The 22,661-nt window shown below is 71.7% G+C and carries 17 protein-coding genes and 2 pseudogenes; 10 read left to right on the top strand and 9 right to left on the bottom strand.

Annotated elements, in window-relative coordinates:
- The first annotated feature begins 3 nt into the window (after positions 1 to 3).
- From ACGFR7_RS23775 to ACGFR7_RS23760, 4 genes are all read left to right on the top strand, one after another.
- Positions 4 to 2,415 (top strand): xanthine dehydrogenase family protein molybdopterin-binding subunit, encoded by a 2,412-nt coding sequence (locus ACGFR7_RS23775; RefSeq protein WP_393322622.1) that lies wholly within the window; start codon positions 4 to 6, stop codon positions 2,413 to 2,415.
- A 248-nt stretch (positions 2,416 to 2,663) separates the two neighbouring features.
- Positions 2,664 to 4,121 carry an NCS2 family permease gene (locus ACGFR7_RS23770; RefSeq protein WP_393322619.1) on the top strand — a complete coding sequence of 486 codons (1,458 nt, stop codon included), beginning with the start codon at positions 2,664 to 2,666 and terminating at the stop codon, positions 4,119 to 4,121.
- 37 nt (positions 4,122 to 4,158) lie between these two features.
- A complete protein-coding gene (locus ACGFR7_RS23765) occupies positions 4,159 to 5,490 on the top strand; it encodes an XdhC family protein (RefSeq protein ID WP_393322616.1) in 1,332 nt (443 codons plus the stop codon).
- A gap of 166 nt (positions 5,491 to 5,656) precedes the next feature.
- On the top strand, positions 5,657 to 6,919 hold the full coding sequence (locus ACGFR7_RS23760) for a GNAT family N-acetyltransferase (RefSeq protein WP_393322613.1): 1,263 nt from the start codon (positions 5,657 to 5,659) through the stop codon (positions 6,917 to 6,919).
- A gap of 76 nt (positions 6,920 to 6,995) precedes the next feature.
- Here ACGFR7_RS23760 and ACGFR7_RS23755 read toward each other — a convergent pair whose 3' ends face one another.
- On the bottom strand, positions 6,996 to 7,559 hold the full coding sequence (locus ACGFR7_RS23755; protein WP_393322610.1) for a GNAT family N-acetyltransferase: 564 nt from the start codon (positions 7,557 to 7,559) through the stop codon (positions 6,996 to 6,998).
- A gap of 167 nt (positions 7,560 to 7,726) precedes the next feature.
- On the opposite strand from ACGFR7_RS23755, the gene ACGFR7_RS23750 reads away from it, so the two are divergent.
- Complete coding sequence (locus tag ACGFR7_RS23750) at positions 7,727 to 8,656, top strand: LysR substrate-binding domain-containing protein (RefSeq protein WP_393322607.1); 930 nt, start codon at positions 7,727 to 7,729, stop codon at positions 8,654 to 8,656.
- Between the two features lie 171 nt (positions 8,657 to 8,827).
- Complete coding sequence (gene dmpI, locus ACGFR7_RS23745) at positions 8,828 to 9,010, top strand: 4-oxalocrotonate tautomerase DmpI (protein ID WP_393322604.1); 183 nt, start codon at positions 8,828 to 8,830, stop codon at positions 9,008 to 9,010.
- A 69-nt stretch (positions 9,011 to 9,079) separates the two neighbouring features.
- On the opposite strand, the gene ACGFR7_RS23740 is transcribed toward dmpI, so the two are convergent.
- Positions 9,080 to 9,952, bottom strand: coding sequence for a response regulator transcription factor (locus tag ACGFR7_RS23740; protein WP_393322601.1), 873 nt, complete (start codon positions 9,950 to 9,952; stop codon positions 9,080 to 9,082).
- A gap of 240 nt (positions 9,953 to 10,192) precedes the next feature.
- Here ACGFR7_RS23740 and ACGFR7_RS23735 point away from each other — a divergent pair, with 240 nt between their 5' ends.
- The 3 genes and pseudogenes from ACGFR7_RS23735 to ACGFR7_RS23725 all read left to right on the top strand — a co-directional run.
- Entirely contained in the window at positions 10,193 to 11,734 is a 1,542-nt protein-coding gene (locus ACGFR7_RS23735; protein ID WP_393322598.1) for an AMP-binding protein, read from the top strand.
- Positions 11,735 to 12,026: 292 nt separating this feature from the next.
- Complete coding sequence (locus ACGFR7_RS23730; protein ID WP_393322595.1) at positions 12,027 to 13,667, top strand: AMP-binding protein; 1,641 nt, start codon at positions 12,027 to 12,029, stop codon at positions 13,665 to 13,667.
- Between the two features lie 224 nt (positions 13,668 to 13,891).
- Positions 13,892 to 14,341: pseudogene (locus ACGFR7_RS23725) on the top strand (HAD family hydrolase); the annotation flags it as partial.
- A gap of 77 nt (positions 14,342 to 14,418) precedes the next feature.
- Here ACGFR7_RS23725 and ACGFR7_RS23720 read toward each other — a convergent pair.
- Both ACGFR7_RS23720 and ACGFR7_RS23715 read right to left on the bottom strand, forming a co-directional pair.
- Positions 14,419 to 15,234: a class I SAM-dependent methyltransferase gene (locus tag ACGFR7_RS23720; protein ID WP_393323003.1), complete on the bottom strand. Its 816-nt coding sequence runs from the start codon at positions 15,232 to 15,234 to the stop codon at positions 14,419 to 14,421.
- Positions 15,235 to 15,769: 535 nt separating this feature from the next.
- Positions 15,770 to 16,561, bottom strand: a pseudogene (locus ACGFR7_RS23715) (helix-turn-helix transcriptional regulator); the annotation flags it as partial.
- A 196-nt stretch (positions 16,562 to 16,757) separates the two neighbouring features.
- Between ACGFR7_RS23715 and ACGFR7_RS23710 the strand changes: the two are divergent.
- A complete protein-coding gene (locus tag ACGFR7_RS23710) occupies positions 16,758 to 17,495 on the top strand; it encodes an SDR family oxidoreductase (protein ID WP_393323000.1) in 738 nt (245 codons plus the stop codon).
- 62 nt (positions 17,496 to 17,557) lie between these two features.
- On the opposite strand, the gene ACGFR7_RS23705 is transcribed toward ACGFR7_RS23710, so the two are convergent.
- The 5 genes from ACGFR7_RS23705 to ACGFR7_RS23685 form a co-directional block, all read right to left on the bottom strand.
- Entirely contained in the window at positions 17,558 to 17,938 is a 381-nt protein-coding gene (locus ACGFR7_RS23705) for an MmcQ/YjbR family DNA-binding protein (RefSeq protein WP_393322592.1), read from the bottom strand.
- Between the two features lie 35 nt (positions 17,939 to 17,973).
- Positions 17,974 to 18,525: a GNAT family N-acetyltransferase gene (locus tag ACGFR7_RS23700; RefSeq protein ID WP_393322589.1), complete on the bottom strand. Its 552-nt coding sequence runs from the start codon at positions 18,523 to 18,525 to the stop codon at positions 17,974 to 17,976.
- A 233-nt stretch (positions 18,526 to 18,758) separates the two neighbouring features.
- Positions 18,759 to 19,502 (bottom strand): hypothetical protein, encoded by a 744-nt coding sequence (locus ACGFR7_RS23695; RefSeq protein ID WP_393322586.1) that lies wholly within the window; start codon positions 19,500 to 19,502, stop codon positions 18,759 to 18,761.
- A 501-nt stretch (positions 19,503 to 20,003) separates the two neighbouring features.
- Complete coding sequence (locus tag ACGFR7_RS23690) at positions 20,004 to 21,461, bottom strand: catalase (protein ID WP_393322997.1); 1,458 nt, start codon at positions 21,459 to 21,461, stop codon at positions 20,004 to 20,006.
- Between the two features lie 286 nt (positions 21,462 to 21,747).
- Positions 21,748 to 22,644 (bottom strand): 2-hydroxy-3-oxopropionate reductase, encoded by an 897-nt coding sequence (locus tag ACGFR7_RS23685; RefSeq protein WP_393322583.1) that lies wholly within the window; start codon positions 22,642 to 22,644, stop codon positions 21,748 to 21,750.
- Between the last annotated feature and the right edge of the window lie 17 nt (positions 22,645 to 22,661).

Here is a 22,661-nt window from a genome sequence, read left to right as displayed (position 1 = left end):
GCCATGGCAGGTAAGGAGACCCGCCTCGCTACGGCTCCGGGCCGTACGCCCACGAACCTCACCCAGGGCGGCCAGGCCAAGGCCGGCATCGGTGAGTCCACGCTGCGGCCCGACGGCACCCTCAAGGTGACCGGCGAGTTCGCCTACTCCTCGGACATGTGGCACGAGGACATGCTGTGGGGCTACACCCTGCGCTCCACCACCGCGCACGCCGAGATCAGGTCGATCGACACGTCCGAGGCGCTGGCGACCTCCGGTGTCTACGCCGTCCTGACCTACGACGACCTGCCCACCGACGTGAAGAACTACGGCCTGGAGATCCAGGACACGCCGGTTCTCGCGCACGGCAAGGTACGCCACCACGGGGAGCCGGTCGCGCTGGTCGCCGCCGACCATCCGGAGACCGCGCGCCGCGCCGCCGCCAAGATCAAGATCGACTACGCCGAGCTCCCGGTCGTCACCGACGAGGCCTCCGCCACCGCCGAGGGCGCCCCGCTGGTCCACGAGAACCGCGACGACCACCACGTGGGCCATGTCCCGCACCCGAACATCGTCCACCGCCAGCCGATCATCCGCGGCAACGCCGACGAGGCCGCCAAGAAGGCCGATGTCATCGTCTCCGGCGAGTACGTCTTCGGCATGCAGGACCAGGCGTTCCTCGGCCCGGAGTCCGGCCTCGCGGTGCCCGGCGAGGACGGCGGCGTCGATCTGTACGTCGCCACCCAGTGGCTGCACTCCGACCTGCGCCAGATCGCCCCCGTCCTCGGCCTGCCCCCGGAGAAGGTGCGGATGACGCTCTCCGGCGTCGGCGGCGCGTTCGGCGGTCGCGAGGACCTGTCGATGCAGATCCACGCCTGCCTCCTGGCGCTGCGCACCGGCAAGCCCGTCAAGATCGTCTACAACCGGTTCGAGTCCTTCTTCGGACACGTCCACCGGCACCCGGCGAAGCTCTGGTACGAACACGGCGCCACCAAGGACGGCAAGCTCACCCACCTCAAGTGCCGCATCGTGCTGGACGGCGGCGCCTATGCCTCCGCCTCCCCGGCCGTGGTCGGCAACGCCTCTTCGCTCGCCGTCGGCCCGTACGTGGTCGACGACGTCGACATCGAGGCCATCGCGCTGTACTCCAACAACCCGCCCTGCGGGGCGATGCGCGGCTTCGGCGCCGTCCAGGCCTGCTTCGCCTACGAGGCGCAGATGGACAAGGTCGCCAAGAAGCTGGGCATGGACCCGGTCGAGTTCCGTCAGCTCAACGCCATGGAACAGGGCACGATCATGCCCACGGGCCAGCCCGTCGACTCCCCGGCCCCGGTCGCCGAACTCCTGCGCCGCGTCAAGGCGATGCCGCTCCCACCGGAGCAGCAGTGGCTGACGGCCGGGGCGGGTGCCGATGTCCGTGCGCTGCCCGGCGGGCTGTCCAACACCACCCACGGCGAGGGTGTGGTCCGCGGTATCGGCTTTGCCGTCGGCATCAAGAACGTCGGCTTCTCCGAGGGCTTCGACGACTACTCCACCGCCCGGGTGCGGATGGAGGTCGTCGGCGGGGTGCCGGTCGCCACCGTCCACACCGCGATGGCGGAGGTCGGCCAGGGCGGTGTCACCGTCCATGCCCAGATCGCCCGTACGGAGCTGGGGGTCCAGCAGGTCACCATCCAGCCGGCCGACACCCGGGTCGGCTCGGCGGGATCGACGTCCGCCTCCCGCCAGACCTATGTCACCGGCGGCGCGGTCAAGAACACCTGTGAGCACGTCCGCGAGCAGGTCCTCGACATCGGCCGGCGCAAGTTCGGCACGTACCACCCGGCGTGGGCGACCGCCGAACTCCTGCTGGAGGGCGGCAAGGTCGTCACCGACGGCGGCGAGGTCCTCGCCAACCTGGCGGACGTCCTGGAGGACGAGGCGGTCGACCTGGAGCTGGAGTGGCGGCACCGCCCGACCGAGCCCTTCGACCTGCACACCGGCCAGGGCAACGGCCACGTCCAGTACTCCTTCGCGGCCCACCGCGCGGTCGTCGAGGTGGACACCGAACTCGGCCTGGTCAAGGTCATCGAGCTGGCCTGCGCCCAGGACGTCGGCAAGGCGCTCAACCCGCTGTCCGTGGTCGGCCAGATCCAGGGCGGGACGACCCAGGGGCTGGGCGTGGCGGTCATGGAGGAGATCATCGTCGACCCCAAGACCGCGAAGGTGCGCAACCCCTCCTTCACGGACTACCTCATCCCCACGATTCTCGACACCCCGACCATCCCGGTCGATGTGCTCGAACTCGCCGACGAGCACGCCCCGTACGGGCTGCGCGGCATCGGCGAGGCCCCCACCCTGTCGTCCACCCCGGCCGTCCTCGCGGCGATCCGGAACGCGACCGGGCTGGAGCTCAACAAGACGCCGGTGCGGCCCGAACACCTCACCGGCACATAGAGAGCCGTCCGGGGATGATCCCCCGGACACCGGTCTCCGGGCGGTGGGTGTCAGGGGGGTCCCTGTCCGTCCTCCGCCGCTCACCGCCCGGAGTCCTCCCCCCTCGCACCACGCAGTCGCTGCTCCGCTCCGGCGGAGCCAGTACCCCCCGTTCGTCTCGGGCCGTCCCCCGGGTCGTGCAGCCGGAATCCATCCCAAATCTCGCGCTTCGCTGCGAGTGCCCCTGTGAACCTTGGGAGTAAGGCACCATGACCCAGCAGTCCACCGAGCCGAGGACCACGGCGGAAGACGCGGGCGCCGGCTCGCGCCAGCCCGCCGGCCGGTCCTGGCTCGACCGGTACTTCCACATCTCCGACAGAGGATCGACGCTTGCGCAAGAGGTGCGCGGCGGCATCACCACCTTCATGGCGATGTGCTACATCCTCCTGCTCAACCCGCTGATCCTGTCGACCCCGGACGTGGAGAAGAACACCCTCGCGCATGCGGGCGTGGTCACCGCGACCGCGCTGGCCGCGGCCCTCTCCACGCTGCTGATGGGCTTCATCGGCAAGGTACCGCTGGCCCTGGCGGCCGGCCTGAACGTCTCCGCCGCACTGACCGCGCAGGTCGTCCCGCACATGACCTGGCCGCAGGCCATGGGCATGTGTGTGGTCTACGGCGTGGTGATCTGCCTCCTGGTGGTCACCGGCCTCCGCGAGATGATCATGAACGCCATCCCGCTGGCGCTCAAGCACGCCATCACCATGGGCATCGGTATGTTCGTCGCCCTGCTGGGGCTGGTGAAGGCCGGTTTCGTGGGCAAGGGCGAGGGCGGCCCCGTCACCCTCGGCCTGACCGGGCAGCTGTCCGGCTGGCCGGTGCTGTTCTTCTGCGTCACCCTGCTGCTGATCTTCATGCTGCAGGCCCGCAAGGTGTCCGGCGCGATCCTCATCGGCATCGTGGCCGGCAGTGTGCTGTCCATCGCCGTGACCAGGATCGGCGGCCTCACGGCCAAGGACTGGGGCGGTACGCCGCCGGAGCTGAGCGGCGGCGCGGTCGCGATGCCCGACTTCGGGCTCTTCGGCCATGTCGAATTCGGCGGCTGGGGCTCGATCGGCGCGCTCAGCGTCGGGATGATCGTCTTCACCCTGGTGCTGGCCGGCTTCTTCGACGCCATGGCCACCATCATCGGCGTCGGCACCGAGGCCGAGCTGGCCGATGACAAGGGCCGGATGCCGGGCCTGTCCAAGGCGCTGTTCGTGGACGGCGCGGGCGGGGCGATCGGCGGGGTGGCCGGAGCCTCCGGCCAGACGGTGTTCATCGAATCGGCGAGCGGTGTCGGCGAGGGAGCCCGCACCGGCCTGTCGTCCGTGGTCACCGGCCTGCTCTTCGCGGCCTGCCTGTTCTTCACCCCGGTCACCCAGCTCGTACCGGCCCAGGTCGCCTCGGCCGCCCTCGTCGTCATCGGCTCGATGATGATGAGCGCCGCCGGCCATGTGGACTGGCGCGACCGCTCGGTGTCCATCCCGGTCTTCCTGACCGTGGTCCTGATGCCGTTCACCTACAGCATCACCGCAGGTGTGGGCGCGGGCGTCATCGCCTACGTTGCCATTAAGGCGGCACAGGGCAAATGGCGCGAGGTCGGCGGCTTCATGTGGGTGCTGACCGCGATCTTCGTCCTCTACTTCTCGCTCCATCCGATCGAGCAGTGGCTGGGCGTCAAGTAACCGCCCGCCCTTTCCCCCCGTCCGTAAGGAGACCGACATGCTGGACATCGCCGAAGAGCTGCACCGGTGGGTCAAGCAGGGACGCGACTTCGCGGTGGCCACCGTGGTGGCCACGCACGGCAGCGCGCCCCGCCGGCCCGGAGCCGCCCTGGCCGTCGACAGTGACGGCACGGCGATCGGGTCGGTCTCCGGCGGATGCGTGGAGGGGGCGGTGTACGAACTGTGCCAGGAGGCGCTGCAGACCGGCGAGCCGGTCCTGGAGCGCTTCGGCTACAGCGACGAGGATGCCTTCGCCGTGGGTCTGACCTGCGGCGGAGTCATCGACATCCTCGTCCAGCCGGTACGGACGGGCGTCCGGCGCCCCGCGGGCGGCCACGCCGCTGGGGAGCCGGCCGGCGGCCATGCGCCGGGGGAGCCGGTGGACGGTCACGGTCACGCGCCGGGGGAGCCGGCGGACGGCACCGCCCACACGCTCGCCGCGGGGCTGGCCGCCGCCGCCACGGGGGAGGCGGCGGCCCTCGCCCGGATCATCGACGGCCCCGCCGAAATCCGGGGCCGTGCCCTGCTGGTCCGCCCCGACGGCAGCCACACCGGCACCCTCGGCGGCCACCCCGCCCTCGACCGCACCGCGCTCGCCCTCACCCGCGCCCTGCTGGACGCCGGGCGCACCACGACCATCGAGATCGGGGCGGGCCCGGCACCCGAGGACGGCGCCCGGGGCGAAGGCGCGGGGCAGCCGAGCGGGGAGCAGCGCGAAGGCGCGGGGCAGCCGAGCGGGGAGCAGTGCGGCCGACCCGTCCTCCTCCTCGTCGAATCCTCCGTCCCCGCGCCCCGCATGATCGTCTTCGGTGCCATCGACTTCGCCGCCGCACTGGTCAAGGTCGGCAAGTTCCTCAACTACCACGTCACGGTCTGCGACGCCCGCCCCGTCTTCGCCACCCGCACCCGCTTCCCGGACGCCGACGAGATCGTCGTCGACTGGCCGCACCGCTACCTGGACTCCCAGGACCTCGACCCCCGCACGGTGCTGTGCGTGCTGACCCACGACGCCAAGTTCGACGTACCGCTGCTGGAGCGGGCGCTCAAGCTCCCGGTCGCCTACGTCGGCGCGATGGGCTCCCGCCGCACCCACCTGGACCGCCTGCAGCGGCTGCGCGACACCGGCCTGACCGAACTCGAACTCAACCGGCTGCGCTCACCCATCGGCCTCGACCTCGGCGCCCGCACCCCCGAGGAGACCGCGCTGTCCATCGCCGCCGAGATCGTCGCCAACCGCCGCGGCGGCACCGGCGTACCGCTGACCGGCGCGCACACCCCCATCCACCACGACACGGCCCGTCCGGTGGGGCGGATCGGGTCGGTGGCCTGAGGGCGTGGGGCCCGGCGGCCTGCGGAGGGCGCCGCCGTGCGCGGCGCCCTCCGGTGGTGGGGTGGGGCCGTGAAGGGCCCGCTGTCTCCGCCGCGAGAGGTGAGGTGCCGCCGCCGCGGCACTTAACCGGATGACGGTCCTGGCGCAGCGCGTTAGCGTTCCCCCGGTGACCACTGACGCCGCCGCTCACGCCACCACGGACATCCGGGACCTCGCCGAAGCCGATCTCGACCCGGCCCTGGACCTGTGCTACTCCGTCTTCCACCTGAAGCCCGGTGACAGGACCCGGAACTTCCACCGGGATCTGCTGCGGGACGGCCTCCGGATCGGCGCGTACGACGGCGGACAACTGGCCGGAATGGCCGGGGCGCATCGCCGCACCCTCTCCGTTCCGGGCGGTCAACTCCCCTGCGCGGCAGTGGACTTCGTCACCGTGCTGCCCACGCACCGGCGCCGCGGCATCCTCACCTCGATGATGGACGCGCTCTGGCGCCGCTGCGCCGCCGACGGACGGCCGGTGGCCTGCCTGTGGCCGTCCGAGAGCGCCATCTACGGCCGCTACGGCTTCGGCGCCGCCACCGAGGTGTACGGCATCGAGATCGACGCCTCCCGCCCGCTGGCGCTGCGCCTCGCCCCGGACGGCCGCCCGCTGCGGCTGATCGACCCCGCCGAGGCGCCCGCGGTACTCGCCCCGCGCTACGACGCGACCCTGCCGCAGCGCGCCGGCCGCTTCACCCGCGACCGGAACTGGTGGCGCGCCGGGGCGCTGGACCTCAAGGGCGCCAGTAACAACGCCGGCCAGGAGGGGTTCGGAGCGGCGCGCGTCGTGGTGCTCGGCGCGCCCGGCGAGGAGCCCGGCGGCTATGCGGTCTACCGCACCCGCGGTGCGGGCAAGGGCCGCTCCGGCGCGGTCCGGGTCGGCGAGCTCGAAGCGGAATCCGGACCGGCCGCCGCCGCCCTGTGGTCCTACCTCGTCTCGATCGACCTCACCTCGACCGTGGAGGTCCAGGGGCGCCCCGCCGACGACCCGCTCCTGTACCTGGCCGCCGACCGCGACCAGGTCCGTGTCACCGGTCAGGAAAACAGCCTGTGGCTCCGGCTGGTGGACGTCCGCGCCGCGCTGACCGCCCGCTCCTGGGCGGCCCCCGTCGACCTCGTCGTCGACCTGCGTGACACCGCCCTGCCGGCCAACGCGGGCCGCTTCCGGCTGACCGCCGGGCCCGGCGGCGGCGCCACCTGGGAACCCACCGCAAAAGCGCCTGATATCGCGCTGGACGTACGGGAGCTGGGGTCCTGCTACCTCGGGTGCACCCCGCTGCGGCACTTCCTTCACGCCGGCCTGGCCACCGAGCACACCCCGGGCGCGGTCCGCCGCCTGGACGCCGCCCTGGAGACCGAGTGGCTGCCCTTCACCGGGGAGAACCACTGAGCGAAGGGCGCGCGGGCGGGCCGGCCCCGGGGCTGCCCGCGCTCGCGCCTCAGCTGGTGCCCCTCGGTGCGCGCCCTCAGTTCGTGCCCTCGGCCCGCCGCGTCCGCAGCGCGGCCATCACGAACACGTCGTGCCACGCGCCGTCCCAGAACAGCGCCTCCCGCATCCGGCCCTCCACCTCGAAGCCGCACTTCTCGTAGGTCCGCCGGGCGCGCGGGTTGTAGTCGTAGACCTCCAGCTGGACGCGGTGCAGGCCCACCCGGTCGAAGGCGTAGTCCAGCAGCAGCCGGATGGCCTCGCTGCCGATGCCGCGGCCGGTGGCGCCCGGGACCAGGGCGATCCGGAAGCTTCCCCGGGCGTTCGGTGCATCGATGTCGTTCAGCGCGAGTTCGCCCAGGAACGCGCCGGATTCCCGGTCCTCGACGGCGAGGTCCAGGCGGTCCGGACAGCCGGCCCGGCCTGCGCACCACGCCTGCAGCTCCGCCGGCGTGAAGTCATGGTGGGTGCCGGTCAGCCGACGGGTCTCGGGGTCGACGGCGGAGGCGTGGAAGGCGGCCGCATGCCGTATCGACAGCGGCGTGAGACGGATCCGGTCGCCCGTGAGCACCGGTTTCTCGGAGAGTGCGGTGGCGTCGATCATGGGGGGATGATGTCGGGGCCGAGGGCCGGACGGCAACGGAATTGACCGGCGACGGAATGGGCCGGCGAAGGAATGGGCCGGCGACGGCACCGATCCCCGGGGGAGTGCCGGAACGGGCGGACGCGGCCGGGCCCGCTCGGGGAGAGCCGGGCCGGAAAGGGGGAGACGTGGAGCTGCGGCAGGTGCGGTACTTCGTCACGGTCGCGCAGGAGCTGCATTTCGGGCGGGCCGCGGAGAAGCTGCACATCGTGCAGTCGGCGGTGAGCCAGCAGATCAGGAGGCTGGAGCGGGAGTTGCAGACCGAGCTGTTCGACCGGTCGGCGCGCCAGGTGCGGCTGACCGCCGTCGGCGAGCGGTTCCTTCCGGAGGCGCGGGCGCTGCTCGCCGCCGAGCAGCGCGCCCGTGCCGTCGTCGCCGAGCTGACCGCCGGTCGCGCCGCCACCCTGCGCGTGGGAACGAGTACCGGCCTGGGCGCCCATCTGGACCGCGTGCTGGAGACGCTGGCAGGGCTCGCCCCGGAGATCCGGGTGGAGCTGGTGGCCGTGCCGGCCAGGGAACGGCTCGGCGGGGTGGCCTCCGGCCAACTGGATGCCGCCTTCCTCCGCGGTGAGCCGCACGACGCGGAGCGGGACGGCCTGCGCTTCGTGCCGCTGTGGCAGGACCCGCTGGTGGCGGTCGTCCCGGCGCGCCACCCGCTGGCCGACTCACCGGGCACCGTCGCGCTCGCCGCACTCGCCCCCGTCCCGCTGGTGCTGACCGCGCGCCGCAACAACCGCGCCCTGGTCGATCTGGTTGTCGACGCCTGTCACGGCGCCGGCTTCACCCCCGTCCCGGGGCCGGCCTACGGCTCGCTGGACGACACCCTGACGGCGATCGGCGCCGCCGGTGCGAGCGACGGGCTGTGGACCGTCGTCTACGCCTCGCACGCCGCCCGGCTGAGCACCCCCAGGGTCGCCTTCCTGCCGTTCCGCACCCCGGGCATGGAGCTCACCACCTCGCTCGCGGTGCGCCGTACCGACCCGCCCGCCGGGCTGGCGCAGCTGCTGCGGGCCTGCGCGGTGACGGACGACGGCGCGGGATCCGATCGCGATCGGTGATCGCTGCGTGCGCGATCCGCTTCTTGGTCGCACGGCCCGTTGGCGATGGACTGAGGACACGCCGGTCAACCGCCGCGAACCCGCGGAGAACCCGGGAGCCCGGCCGCGGAACACGGGGGAGTCCCTGCGTTCCGGCCTCTCAACGACCGTATTCGACAAGGGAGTTACGGCATGCCGATCGTCACCGTCCAGCAGGGCCCGCGCAGCGTCGAGCTGAAGCGGGAGCTGGTCCGCCAGATCACCGACGCGTTCGTGGACGCGTACCGGATCCCCGCCGAGACCGTGCAGGTCTGGATCCAGGAAGTCCCCACCGACAGCTGGGGCGCGGCGGGGAAGCTGACCGCCGACAAGTAGCCGACGGGTACCCGACGCGCAGCGGGCCGGCCTTCACGGGGGAGGGCCGGCCCGCGCCCCGTACGGCCCCTAAGGGAGCGCCCCGGCCCGCCGCGCCGCGATCACCGCCTGCAGCCGGGTGTGCGCCCCCAACTTCCGCATACCGGACCGGAGATAACTCTTGACCGTCTCCGGGCGCAGCCCCAGCCGCTCCGCCACCACCACATTCGTCGCCCCCGACGCCACACAGGCCAGGACGTCCACCTCGCGCGGCGACAGCGCCGGTCCCGCACCGTCGTCCGCCTCGGGCCGCTTCGACGAGGCCTTCGCGAGCCGGCCGCACGCCGCCAGCATCTCCTGCCGCAGCAGCGGATCGGCGATGCGCTGCGCCAGCGCCCGCAGCTCGCCGTGCGCCTCCCGCACCTCCTCCGACATCGCCGGATCGGCGGCGGTCGGCTGCCGGGCCAGCGACAGCAGCCGCGCCGCCTCGTCCTGGAGCACCAGAGCCTGCTCCAGCTCCCGTGCCGCCTCCACGGCCGCCGACAGCGTCCGGTCGCCGAGCCGCACCGGCCGGCGCAGCGCCCCGTACAGCACCCCGCGCACCCGGCGCCGGACGATCACCGGCACCGCGAGCACCGACCGCAGCCCCTCCGCGGCCACCGCCGCGTCGTACTCATGGCTGATCACCGACGAGGCGCTGTAGTCGGTCACCGCGAGCGGCCGGCACAGCGCCGCGGCCTTCCCGCCCAGCCCGTTGCCCTGCAGGATGTCCAGGCCGTGCAGCACCGCGGTCTCGGTACCGGCCAGCTCATTGATGCGATAGCGCCCCGTACCGGTCAGCAGACCGCCGAACGCCACCGGCAGCCCGCTCGCCCGCCGTAGCCGCGACAGCGCCGCCCGTACGTCCACCGGATCGCCCGCCACCGACTCGCGCTGCACGCCGATACCTCCGCTTCCCCCCATTCGGGGGTGGTGAGACCTGCGCCACTGATTACACGATGGCAGGGAGTGGTGCGGCAATGAGAAGGCGTCCGAATCAGGAGGCATTACCTTTCCCTTGCAGCTGACTGTTTGGCCGTTGCCGCCGCGGCTGCTGCTTCACGTGCCGTTGCCGCGGCACAACGGCTGTCGCCGGGCGACTGCCGGCCCCGCTTCCGCTTCCAGGCGTGTTTGTACCGGATCCCTCCGAACACAGGAGAAAGCATGCGGACACCGATGACGATCGCGGATTTCCTTGACCGCGCCGACCTGGGCTTCGGCGCGAGCCCGGGCGTGGTCGACGAACCGCAGCAGCCCGCCCCGCCGGTACCCGTATCGACGTACGGGCGGTTCGCTGAACGGGTCCGTGCCTGGCAGGCGGGCCTGGACGCCCTCGGGGTCGGTGAGGGCGAGCGGGTGGCGGTGGTCAGCCACAACTCCACCCGCCTGCTGGAGCTGCTGTTCGCGGTGCCGATGAGCGGCCGCATCTGTGTCCCGGTGAACTTCCGCCTCACGCGCGAAGAGGTCGCATACGTCCTCCGGCAGAGCGGGGCCTCGGTCGTGCTCGTCGACCCGGAGCTGGACGAGGCACTGGCCGGCCTCGAGGTGCCGCACCGCTTCGTGCTGGGCGAGCGGACCGAGTCCGAGCTGATGCGGTTCGGCGTGGACCCGCGCCCGTGGTCGCAGCCGGACGAGGACGCCACCGCGACGATCAACTACACCTCGGGCACCACCGCCCGCCCCAAGGGCGTACAGCTCACCCACCGCAACATCTGGGTCAACGGCCTGACCTTCGCCCTGCACACCCGCGTGTGGGAGCGCGACGTCTACATGCACACCCTGCCGATGTTCCACTGCAACGGCTGGGGGATGCCGTATGTGATGGCCGGACTCGGCGTCAAACAAGTGGTGCTGCGCAAAGTCGACGGCACGGAGATCCTGCGGCGGGTCGAGGAGCACGGTGTCACCCTCATGTGCGGTGCGCCCGCTGTGTGGAATGCCGTCCTCAACGCCGCGGCAACCTGGCCCGGCGAGATCCCGGGGCGCGACCGCGTACGCGTGGTCTGCGCGGGGGCGCCGCCGCCGAGCGAGACGATCGCACGGGTGGGCGAGGAACTGGGCTGGGAGTTCACCCAGATCTACGGCCTCACCGAGACCTCGCCACTCCTGACGTTCAACCGGACCCGGCCCGGCGACGCGGACCTTCCCGCCGGGGAGCGGGCACGCAAGCTGTCCCGTGCGGGTCTGCCCGCGCTCGGGGTCAAGCTGAAGATCTCCGACTCCGGTGAGGTGCTGGCCCGCTCGAACACGGTGCTCGACGGGTACTGGGGCAAGCCGGAGGAGACGTCGGCGGCGCTGGAGGGCGACTGGTTCCGCACCGGCGACGGCGGCACCCTGGACCCCGCCGACGGCCACCTCACCATCTCCGACCGCAAGAAGGACGTCATCATCACCGGCGGCGAGAACGTGTCGTCGATCGAGGTGGAGGACACGATCTTCAGCCACCCGGCGGTCGCCGAGGTCGCCGTGATCGGTGTGCCGCACGAGAAGTGGGGCGAGACGATCAAGGCCCTGGTGGTCCTCGCCGAAGGGGCGACGGCCGAGGAGTCCGACATCATCGCCCACTGCAAGCGGCACTTGGCCGGCTACAAGGCTCCGACCTCCGTCGAATTCCGCGACGCGATCCCCCGCACGGCCACCGGCAAAATCCAGAAGTTCAAGCTCCGCCGGCCGTACTGGTCCGGGCTCGACCGGGGGGTCAACTGACGACCGGCCCCGGGTGCGAGGCCGGGTGGGAGTCCGGATGTGCGTCCGGATGTGCGGCCGGACGCGAGGCCGGATGCCGGACCGGAAGTGAGGCTTCCGCCCCTTGAGGCCGTGGGAAGGGTTGTTCCCCGGCTGATGGTTGGTGAAGATCCCAAGACCGTCTCCGGCGAGATCCCCCGTATCGAGCTGCGGGGGAGCGCACCGCGCAGGGCGACGGAAGTGCCGAGTACCGCGACGAGAACCACCGATGAGCCGGCCGCACAGTGCCGGGTACCGCGAGGAGAAGCACCACATGAGCGAGCCGCACCAGGAACTGTCGTACGCCTGCGGGGTCGCCGACCGGCCGCTGCTCGGGCACACCATCGGGACCGATCTGGCCCGCGCCATCGCCCGGTTCGGCGGCCGCGAGGCGCTGGTCGAGGTGGCGAGCGGCCGCCGCTGGACCTACAGCGAACTGGGCCACGCGGTCGACGAGGTGGCGCTCGGCCTGCTGGCCAAGGGCATCGGCAAGGGCGACCGGGTCGGCATCTGGGCTCCCAACTGCGCCGAATGGGTCCTCGTCCAGTACGCCACCGCGCGGATCGGCGCCATCCTCGTCAACGTCAACCCCGCTTACCGCGTCCACGAGTTGGCGTATGTGCTGCGCCAGGCCGGCATCTCGCTCCTGGTCTCCGCGATCCACCACAAGACCAGCGACTACCGCGGGATGGCCGAGGAGGTGCGTGCCGAGAGCCCGGCGCTGCGCGAAGTGGTCTACATCGGTGACCCCACCTGGGACGGGCTGCTCGCGGCAGGCGCCACCGTCGGGCACACCCGGCTCGCCGAGTATGAGAAGACCCTCTCCGCCGACGACCCGGTCAACATCCAGTACACCTCGGGCACCACCGGCTTCCCCAAGGGCGCCACCCTCTCCCACCACAACATCCTCAACAACGGCTACTGGGTCGGCGAGACCGTCGCCTACACCGAACAGGACCGGGTGTGTCTGCCGGTGCCCTTCTATCACTGTTTTGGCATGGTCATGGGCAACCTCGGCGCCACCTCCCACGGCGCCTGCATCGTCATCCCGGGCCCCGCCTTCGACGCCGCCACCACCCTCCAGGCCGTCCAGGACGAGCGCTGCACCTCCCTCTACGGCGTCCCCACCATGTTCATCGCCGAGCTCAACCACCCCGACTTCGCCGGCTACGACCTCACCTCCCTCCGAACGGGCATCATGGCGGGCTCGCCGTGCCCCGAGGAGGTGATGAAGCGGGTGGTCGCCGAGATGCACATGACCGAGGTCTCCATCTGCTACGGCATGACCGAGACCTCCCCGGTCTCCACCCAGACCCGCCGCGACGACGACCTCGCACACCGCACCGCGACCGTCGGCCGGGTGCTGCCGCACATCGAGGTGAAGGTCGTCGACCCGGCGAGCGGGGTGACCGTGCCCCGCGGCGCCCCTGGCGAGCTGTGCACCCGCGGCTACAGCGTGATGCTCGGCTACTGGGAGGACCCCGAGCGCACCGCCGAGGTCATCGACCCCGCCCGCTGGATGCACACCGGCGATCTCGCGGTGATGAACGACGACGGCTACGTCCGGATCGTCGGCCGCATCAAGGACATGATCATCAGAGGCGGCGAGAACGTCTACCCGCGCGAGATCGAGGAGTTCCTTTACTCCCACCCCAAGATCGCCGACGTCCAGGTCGTCGGTGTCCCCGACGCGAAGTACGGCGAGGAGATCGCCGCCTGCGTCATCCTCCGCGACCCCGAAGACCCCCTCACCCGCGACGAGTTGGCCCGCTACTGCCGCTCCCGCCTCGCCCACTACAAGGTGCCCCGCCACCTCCACATCCTCGACGCCTTCCCGATGACCGTCAGCGGCAAGGTCCGCAAGGTGGAGCTGCGCGAGCGGCTGGCGGAGGAGCTGGGGCGGATATCGCAGTGAGCCCGCGCCGGGTGACGAGGCCGGGGCGCCTATCGCGGTGAGCCCGCACCCGGTGATGAACCTCGGGCGTGCCCGGAGACGAATCGGCTCCTGGGCTGGTCGGCTGGGCAGACGGTGACGCGCGGCGGGAGCGGGACTGACGGGCTGAGGGGCTGAGGGGCTGAGGGGCTGAGGGGCTGAGGGGCTGAGCATCTGCGGGTGTCTTGCCCCCGGCTTGCTGTGAAGCCGGCCGGGGGGAGTTCCTTGCTGAGCCGGACCTGTACCCCGACGCCCGCCCTTCGCTGGCGGCGCTGCGGGCGGCCGGGATGCGCGTGGTGGTGGCCGGCAACCAGACAGCCAGGGCAGGTGAGTTGTTGCGCGCGCTCGAACTGCCGGTGGATGGCCTGGCCACGTCCGGTGAGTGGGGCGTGGCCAAGCCTGCGCCGGAGTTCTTCGCAGGCGTCGTCGAGCTGGCGGGCGTTCCGGCGGGTGAGGTGCTGTACGTCGGCGACCACCCGCAGAACGACGTCGGGCCGGCCCACGCCGCCGGCTTGCGGGCGGCCCACCTGCGCCGTGGGCCCCTCGGACACCTCTGGGCGGAGAGTGAGGCCGCACGGGCCGCGGACCATCGGTTGACGAGCCTGTTGGAGTTGGTGGATGACTCCAGTGGGCGTAGGCGGTCAGTGCGCACATGACTGGCCGGCCGCGCATGAAGCCGGCTCCACCCATCAGGCCCCCTTGGAATCGATCATCTAGGGAACCGGGAGGCGCGCTACCGGCGGACCGCCGAGATCAGTCCGCCGGGCCGCTCCTCGCGCCGCGGCGGGGTGCTGATCGGGCGGCCGTAGGCGGCAGCGCGCTCGCGCAGGGTGTGGCTGTCGGCCTCCCAGCCGTGCCCGGCCAGCCAGCCCACCGGGTCGTCGGGCATCTCCGAGACCCACATGGACGCCGCCGATCCCGGCGCGGCGTCCGCGCCGAAGCGCTCGATCACGCCGCGTGAGCCCAACGCCAGCCCCATCCGACTGCCCGCCGCCGACTGCGTGCTGATCCGGGCCAGCAGTAGTTCCACCGCGTCCTCGGGCAGATAGATCAGTAGTCCTTCGGCGATCCACGCGGTCGGCACGGCCGGGTCGTGCCCCGCGGCGGCCAGCGCGCCTGGCCAGTCCTCACGCAGATCCACCGCGACGGCGATCCGCTCGCAGCGCGCGACGGCCCGCTCCTGGCGCAGCACCGAATCCTTGAAGTCCAGTGGGGCGGCGGTGTCGACCTCGAACAGCCGGGTGCCCTCGGGCCAGTCCATCCGGAAGGCCCGGCTGTCCATGCCGGCGCCGAGCAGCACGACCTGCCGGACCCCGGACGCGGAGGCCTGCTGCAACAGGTCGTCGAGGAACTTCGTCCTGATGACGATGGAGAGCGACACGGCCAGCCGGCGGCGTCGCGCGGCCTCGTCATCGGGCCGCGGTGGCGAGGAGGGCCACAGGCCGCCGGCGGCGGCGAAGGCATGCGCCAGTGGGTCGCGGAACAGCGCGTTCTCCCGCTCGGTCTCCAGCGCCCGCACTCGGGCCACCCCCACCGACGTGGCCCACACTCCCGACGGCTGCACCCGCTCCCGCTCATCAGTCACCGCGTCAGCCTAGACGATCGATTCCAGTGGCACGTGATGAGTTGAGCCGGCCTCAGGCGCGGTCGGCCGGTGGTTCGTGACGGCAGTGATCATCTCGATCTTCGCCCTGACCCTGGGGGGCGCCCACCTCTGAAGCCAGGGCCGAGACGACTGGCACCCTTCCCGTCGCCCCTCAGGCGGCCGGCGGTCCCGCGTTGGCGGCCGGACAGCGCGTCATTTCTCTTCGACATGCGCGAGCCGGTTGGAAATGGCGTGGACCGGGCGCGAGGCGAGCGCCGGCACGGCACCCGCTCCGCTGACGCGCAGGTCATGCCTCGGTCGGCCGACGCCCCGTGGATGAATTTCCCTTGGGCACCTTTCCTTTGGGCGTCTTCCCTCCGGCCGGGGTCCCCTTGGTCGAGGCCCCTTTGGCCGGGGCCCCTTTGGCCGGGGCCCCTTTGGCCGGGGCCCCTTTGGCTGGGGTCTCTTGGGGTGGGTCCCCCTTGGGCGGGTTCCCCTCGGATGGTTCCGCTGGCGCGGAGTAGATCACCAGCGTCTGTTCCGGCTGTTCGGCCAGGTGGAAGGCGGTGTACGTGAAATCGACCGGCTCGCCTCCCGCGTGGCGTAGCCGTTTCCGCCCGCTGCGCCGGGCCTGCACGTCGTACGCCGGCCACCAGGCGGACACCTCTGGGCTGTTGTCCTTCAGCTCGTCGATCAGCCGGGTGTAACGGGCGTCGCCCGGGTGGCGTCCGGCCAGCGTCCGCAGCCGGGCGAGCAGGCCGCGCGCCTCGGGCTCCCAGTCGACCAGAACGTCCCGGGCCGCGGGTTCGAGGAATGTCCAGCGGGCGAAGTTCGCCGGCCGCTCCGCCGCCGTGAGACGCACGAACAGCTCGTCGGCCGCCCGGTTGTAGCTGAGCACGTCATAGGTGCCGTCGATGATGTACGCCGGGTTGGGCTGAAGCAGCAGCGGGACGGCCGCCACCTCGGCGGGGAGCGGTTCGGGCCCCGCGGCATCGGCGGTGGGCAGGTGACCGGCGAGCTGGAAGAGGTGACCCCGTTCGTGCCGGTCGAGCCGCAGCGCGGCGGCGAGGGCGTCCAGCACCTGGTCCGAGGCGCGGATGTCCCGGCCCTGCTCCAGGTACGTGTACCAGGTGGCGCTGATCCCGGCGAGCAGGGCGAGTTCTTCGCGGCGAAGTCCCGGCGTCCGGCGCCGGCCGGTCGAGGGTAGGCCGACCTGACCCGGGGTCAGCCGCTCCCTGCGGCTGCGCAGGAAGGCGCTCAGCTCACGGCGTTGATCCGCTTGTTTCGGCATGGTGATGGCATCCCTGGTTCCAGAATAAACCGGCTCTGGATACCAGGTTAAGCCCGCATCAGACTGATGCCCGAGTGGGGGATCCCTCACCGAGGGGAACGCGAGGGAAGAAGAGGGACGCGTCATGTCGGGAAGCGACAGCAAGGTCATAGCGGGGATCGGCGGGAAGGGCGGGTCGGGGATCGACGCCAAGGAACTGTCGGGAATTGACGGGAAGGTCGTGGCGATCACGGGGGCCGGCAGTGGCATCGGCGAGGCCACCGCTTTGCTGCTCGCCGAGCGAGGCGCGCGGGTCGTGCTGGGCGCGCGCCGGAGCGAGCGCCTGGCGGATCTGGTGGCGCGGATCGAAAAGGCCGGTGGTGCGGCGGCGCAGATCCGCACGGATGTGACCCGGCGCGACGACCTGCACGCTCTGGTCGCACTGGCCCGTGAACGATTCGGCCGGCTCGACGTGCTGGTCAGCAACGCCGGGGTCGGCCCGATCTCGCCGCTCGACGATCTGCGCGTCGAGGAATGGGACCGCATGGTCGACGTCAACATCAAAGGTGTGCTGCACGGAATCGGCGCCGCGCTGCCGGTCTTCCGGGCGCAGGGCGCCGGCCACTTCATCACCACGGCCTCCACGGCCGCCTTTCGCATCGTGCCGGACATGGCGGTCTACGCCGGTACGAAGTTCGCGGTCCGCGCGCTGTGCGAAGGCCTGCGCCAAGAAGCCGGCGACTCCCTCCGGGTGACCACCGTCTCACCCGGCGCGGTGGCCACCGACTTCGCCGAGGCATCAACGAACCCGGAGGTCAGAGCCCGGATCAAGGAGATCAGGGATCGGATCGCCCTCCCGCCCGAGGCGATTGCCCGGGCCATCGCCTTCGCGATCGAGCAGCCTGCCACCGTCGATGTGAACGAGATCGTCGTCCGGCCCACCGCCCAGAGCTGACGCCGCTGTTCGCAGGGGGCCGGGCGTGTGGTCAGACGAGGCGACGCACCCGGGTGGCCGTTTCAGGCCCGCCGCTCACCCGGCCAGTCGAGCAGCAGACGCTGAGCGCGGGGAAGCGAAGCGACCACGAGGTCATAGGAGTCCTCGATCATGTCGAGGACCAGCCGGTCGGGGAGGGCGCCGTCCAGGGAAACGGTGTTCCAGTGCCGCTTGTTGAGGTGATAGCCGGGCACCACCTCGGGATGCGCCGCGCGCAGTCGCTCCGCCAGCTCGGGCTCGCATTTGAGGCTCACGGCGAGCGGCGCATCCGTCAGCGTCGTCAGCGCGAAGATCTTTCCGCCGACCTTGAAGGTGGACACGTCCGGGTGCCGCGGAAAGGGGAACTCCTCGACCGCGCCATTGAAGTCCAGGCAGGCGGCCCGCAGGGCATTCGCGTCGATCATTCCGTCATTGTGCAGGCGGGCCGCGGCAAACCGGTTCACGTCCCGCTGTCCGCCCCGCCGGCCTGACGCCTCATGCACACCCGCGGCCAGCGGTCGAGTCCCAGCGTCGCCTCGTGGGCGCGGATCGCCCGCAGGCCCGGGGTGAGTTCGGCATCGGTGAGGGTCCGGAATCCGATACGGGCGTAGTACGGCGCGTTCCAGGGAACCTCGGCGAAGGTGGTCAGGGTGAGCGGGCGCGGGGCCGGGCCGCCCTCGCGTTCCGCCCGGTCGATCAGCGCCCGGCCGATGCGGCGGTGGGCGTGCTGCGGGTGGACCGATACCTGCTCGATGTGGGTGCAGCCGTCGACCGGTTCCCAGAGCAGAAAGCCGAGTGGCTGTCCGGCGCCGTCGGTGTCCGCCGCCCCGCCCGGTTCCTCGTACGCCGCCAGTGCCTGCCCCGCGCGCCGGAACGCCGTCAGCTGTGCGAGGGAGGGTGGTTCGGCGTCCGCGATCGCCGCCATACCGAGCCCGCGGAATGCCGTACCGGCCGCGAGCTCGATGCTGCGCAGGGTGGGCAGCTCGGCGAGGGAGGGGGCATGGATGAGCACGGTGTCAGTGTCGCCGGTCCGGGCGGGGGAGGCGAGCGGATTTCCGTGGACGGCTCGCCGCCCGACTGCCCGGCAGTCCGCCCGATTGGCCGGCAGTCCGGCCGCCTGCCCGCCTGGCCGGCCGTCCGACTGCCCGACTGCCCGACTGTCCGGCAGTCCGGCCGTCTGCCCGACCGCCCGACCGCCCGCTCAGCCGACGGCCCCCGGCCGCCCCGCGACGCCGCGCGCCCGCATCACCGCCCCGGCGCGCCGTACTTGATCAGTTCGTCGGCCGGGTCGTTGACCGGCTGCGGGGTGCCCGTGAGGTCCATGACGAACAGCGGGATGTGCAGGTCGTCGGCGCGGGAGCGGGCGTCGCGGGCGTAACCGGCGAGGGAGAAGAAGACCGCGATGGCCGAGGCGTTGAGGCCGTTGAGCCAGACGCACTCGATCTCGCGCAGTTGGGTGGCGCGGGTGGTCGGGTCGACCTGGGCGACCACACCCGTACCGCGGAGGTCCACACCGGAGGCGGTGCGCTCCTGGGTCCGGGCGACATCGGCGTAGCCCAGCCACTTCAGATACTGCTCGGCGGCGGTGACACAGTCGCGGGCCGTACGGATCGTGACCGGGCGGAACGCGGGACGCAGGGCGGGGCGCGGCGTCTCGGGAGCGGGGGCAGGTGTGCGCCGGGGGGCGGGCGGGCCGAACGACGGGAAATTCGGGGGTGGTTGGACCGGGGCGGGGGCGACCGGGAGCCGTACGACCGTGCCGCAGGCGCAGCCGGACTCCGGCGCCGGCCACTCGTCCTGCCGTCCGCAGACCTCGCAGCGCACCTCCACCCAGGAGGCCTGCCACGTGCGGTGCAGTATCTCGACGGGCACCCCGCCGCGCAGTACGGGCAGGGTCAGCGGGGCACCGCACGCGCACGGGAAGGTGGGCGGGGTGAAGGCGTTCTCGCGGCGGCACGTGGGGCACCGCACCGGCACGCTGTCGGCCATGGTCGGCTCCTGGCAGGTCGGACGGCAGACAGGTCGGATCTGCTGCTGCTCCCATGGTCTCTCCAAAACCGGGCGCAGGGGGGCGATTTGCGAGGAGAGCGCCGCAGGTGGAGGGGGGAACCGCGGGGAGCCACGGCGCACGGGGGAGCGCATCGCGGCGCGCAAGGGCCGTCCGTCAGGGCGGGCACCACGCGCACAGGCCCAGAATCCGTGACCGTACGGATTCCGGGCCTGTCGTGGTGCCCGTCCGGCGGCGCGAGCATCGGGCGCGACAGGACATCGCGCCGCCGGACGGAGTCTGTGGGGTGGCGGAGAGGGGAGGAGCGTGGCGGAGCAGGCGGGCTCCGCGGTGGGGGAGAGGCCCGCCCTTTGTGCCGGGTGGGCACGGCCACCGCACTGGTCCTCCCCGTGTACCGCGGAGCTCGCGCTGCCGTTCCGTACCGGCCGGCCACCCCTCGAACGGGCCGGCCGGTACGGATGCGCAAGGGAGCCGACCTCCCGTCAGTCCTCGCGCAGTTCACGGACCCTGGCCTCGACGCGCGCGCCGTAGTCCGGGTCGGCGGCGTGGAAGTGAGCGAGGTTCTTCTCGATCACGTCGTCGCGGCTGACCTGGGAGAGGCCACCGGCGATGTTGTTGACCAGACGGGTCTTCTCGTCCTGCGACATCAGGCGGTAGAGCTCACCGGCCTGGAAGAAGTCGTCGTCCTTGGTGTGCGCCGGGGCCTCGTGGGTGCCGGTGTGGCCGGAGACGGCGAGCGGGGCGGAGAGTGCCTGGTCCGTCTGGACCGGGCCGCCGTAGGAGTTCGGCTCGTAGTTCTTGGCGTGCCGGTCGTAGCGGTGGGTGGCCATCAGGCCGTCCCGGCCGTAGTTGTGGGCCTCGGTCGCCTTGGGGGCGTTCACCGGCAGCTGGGTGTGGTTGACGCCCAGACGGTAGCGGTGCGCGTCGGCGTAGGCGAAGAGCCGGCCCTGCAGCATCTTGTCCGGGGACGGGCCGATGCCGGGCACGAAGTTGTTCGGCGAGAAGGCCGACTGCTCGACCTCGGCGAAGACGTTGTCGGGGTTGCGGTCCAGGACCAGGCGGCCCACCCGCTGCAGCGGGTAGTCGCTGTGCGGCCACACCTTCGTCAGGTCGAAGGGGTTGAAGCGGTAGTTCGCCGCCTCGGCCGCCGGCATGATCTGCACGTACAGCGTCCAGGAGGGGTAGACGCCCCGCTCGATGGACTGCAGCAGATCGGTCTGGTGGCTGTTCGGGTCCTTGCCGGACAGCTCGGTGCCCTGCTCGGCGTCCAGGCAGCGGATGCCCTGGTTCGTCTTGAAGTGGTACTTGACGAAGAAGGCCTCGCCCTCGGCGTTCGTCCACTGGTAGGTGTGCGAGCCGTAGCCGTTCATATGGCGGTAGGAGGCCGGGATGCCGCGGTCGCCCATCAGCCAGGTGACCTGGTGGGTCGCCTCGGGGGAGTGCGCCCAGAAGTCCCAGACGTTGTCCGGCTCCTGCTTGCCCGTGAAGGGGTCGCGCTTCTGGGAGTGGATGAAGTCGGGGAACTTGATCGGGTCCTTGATGAAGAACACCGGGGTGTTGTTGCCGACGAGGTCGTAGTTGCCCTCTTCGGTATAGAACTTCAGGGCGAAGCCACGCGGGTCACGGGCCGCGTCCGGGCCGCCGAGGCTGTCGGCGACGGTCGAGAAGCGGATGAACGTCTCGGTGCGCTTGCCGACGGTGTCGAGGAAGTCGGCACGGGTGAAGCCCGTGACGTCGTCGGTCACCTCGAAGTAGCCGTACGCGCCGGAGCCACGGGCATGCACGACGCGCTCCGGGATGCGCTCGCGGTTGAAGCGGGCGAGCTTCTCCAGCAGGTGCTGGTCCTGGAGGACGATCGGGCCGCCGGCGCCTGCGGTGGCGGAGTTCTGGTTGTCGGCGACGGGGGCGCCAGCCTCCGTAGTGAGAAAGCGCGCCGTCAGCGTGGGCTTCGACATGGTGACCTTCCGTACGAGAGCGCGGAAGTTGGCTTCCGCGTGTCGGAGCGTAAGAAGCGCTACGACCAAACGTCAACAGTTTGTTGAAACAAAGCTGAGAGGTGTCCGGGGGTGTTCCGGGCGGCGGTCACACCTGGGCGCGACAGGACAAGTGTCGGCGCGGCCGCCGCCCGGAAGCCGGAGGGGACTTGCTGAAGGTCCCGTGGTGGGGGCCGGATCGAGGCCCCCTGGGCGCACTCGTGCACGGGCCGGCGTCCGTGCCGCCGCGGGCTCAGTGCGCGGTGGGGTGCCCGGAGAGGCGTTCGACGCCGCGGAGGAGGGCGGAGTGGTCGAGACCGCCGTCGCCCTGGGCGCGCAGCGAGGCGACGAGGGAGGCGACGAGGGTGCCGACGGGCAGCGCGGCGCCGACGGTGCGGGCGGCGTCGGTGACGATGCCCATGTCCTTGTGGTGGAGGTCGATGCGGAAGCCGGGGGGAAAGTCGCGGTTCTTGAAGTTGTCCTTCTTGCGGGCCAGGACGGTGGAGCCGGCCAGGCCGCCGCCCAGGACGTCGAGGGCCGCGGTGAGGTCGACGCCGGACTTCTCGAGGAAGACGACGGCTTCGGCGCAGGCCTGGATGTTGATGGCGACGATCAGCTGGTTGGCCGCCTTGACGGTCTGGCCGGCGCCGTGGGGGCCGCAGTGGACGATGGTCTTGCCGAGGGCTTCGAGCAGGGGGCGGGCGGCGTCGAAGTCGGCCCGGTCGCCGCCGGCCATGATGGACAGGACGGCTTCGACGGCGCCCGCTTCGCCGCCCGAGACGGGGGCGTCCAGTACGCGGATGCCCTTGTCGGCGGCGGCGTGGGCCAGGTCGACGGAGGTCTGCGGGGTGATCGAGGACATGTCGATCAGCAGGGCGCCGCGCCGGGCGTTTTCCAGGATGCCGTCGGGGCCGTAGGCGATGGCTTCGACCTGGGGGGAGGCCGGGACCATGGTGATGATGACGTCGGCGTCGGTGACGGCTTCGGCCAGGGAGGCGGCGGCGGTGCCGCCGGCCGCCGCGAGGCGCTGGAGCTTGTCGGCTTCGAGGGTGTAGCCGGTGACCTGGTAGCCGGCCTTGATCAGGTTTTCGGCCATGGGGGAGCCCATGATGCCGAGACCGATCCACGCGATCTTGGGCAGGTTGCTCATCGGGATGCCTCTTTCAC

This window comes from Streptomyces sp. NPDC048516 (assembly GCF_043199875.1).
Taxonomy (GTDB): Bacteria; Actinomycetota; Actinomycetes; order Streptomycetales; family Streptomycetaceae; genus Streptomyces.
This window is presented reverse-complemented; position numbering and strand designations above follow the sequence as displayed.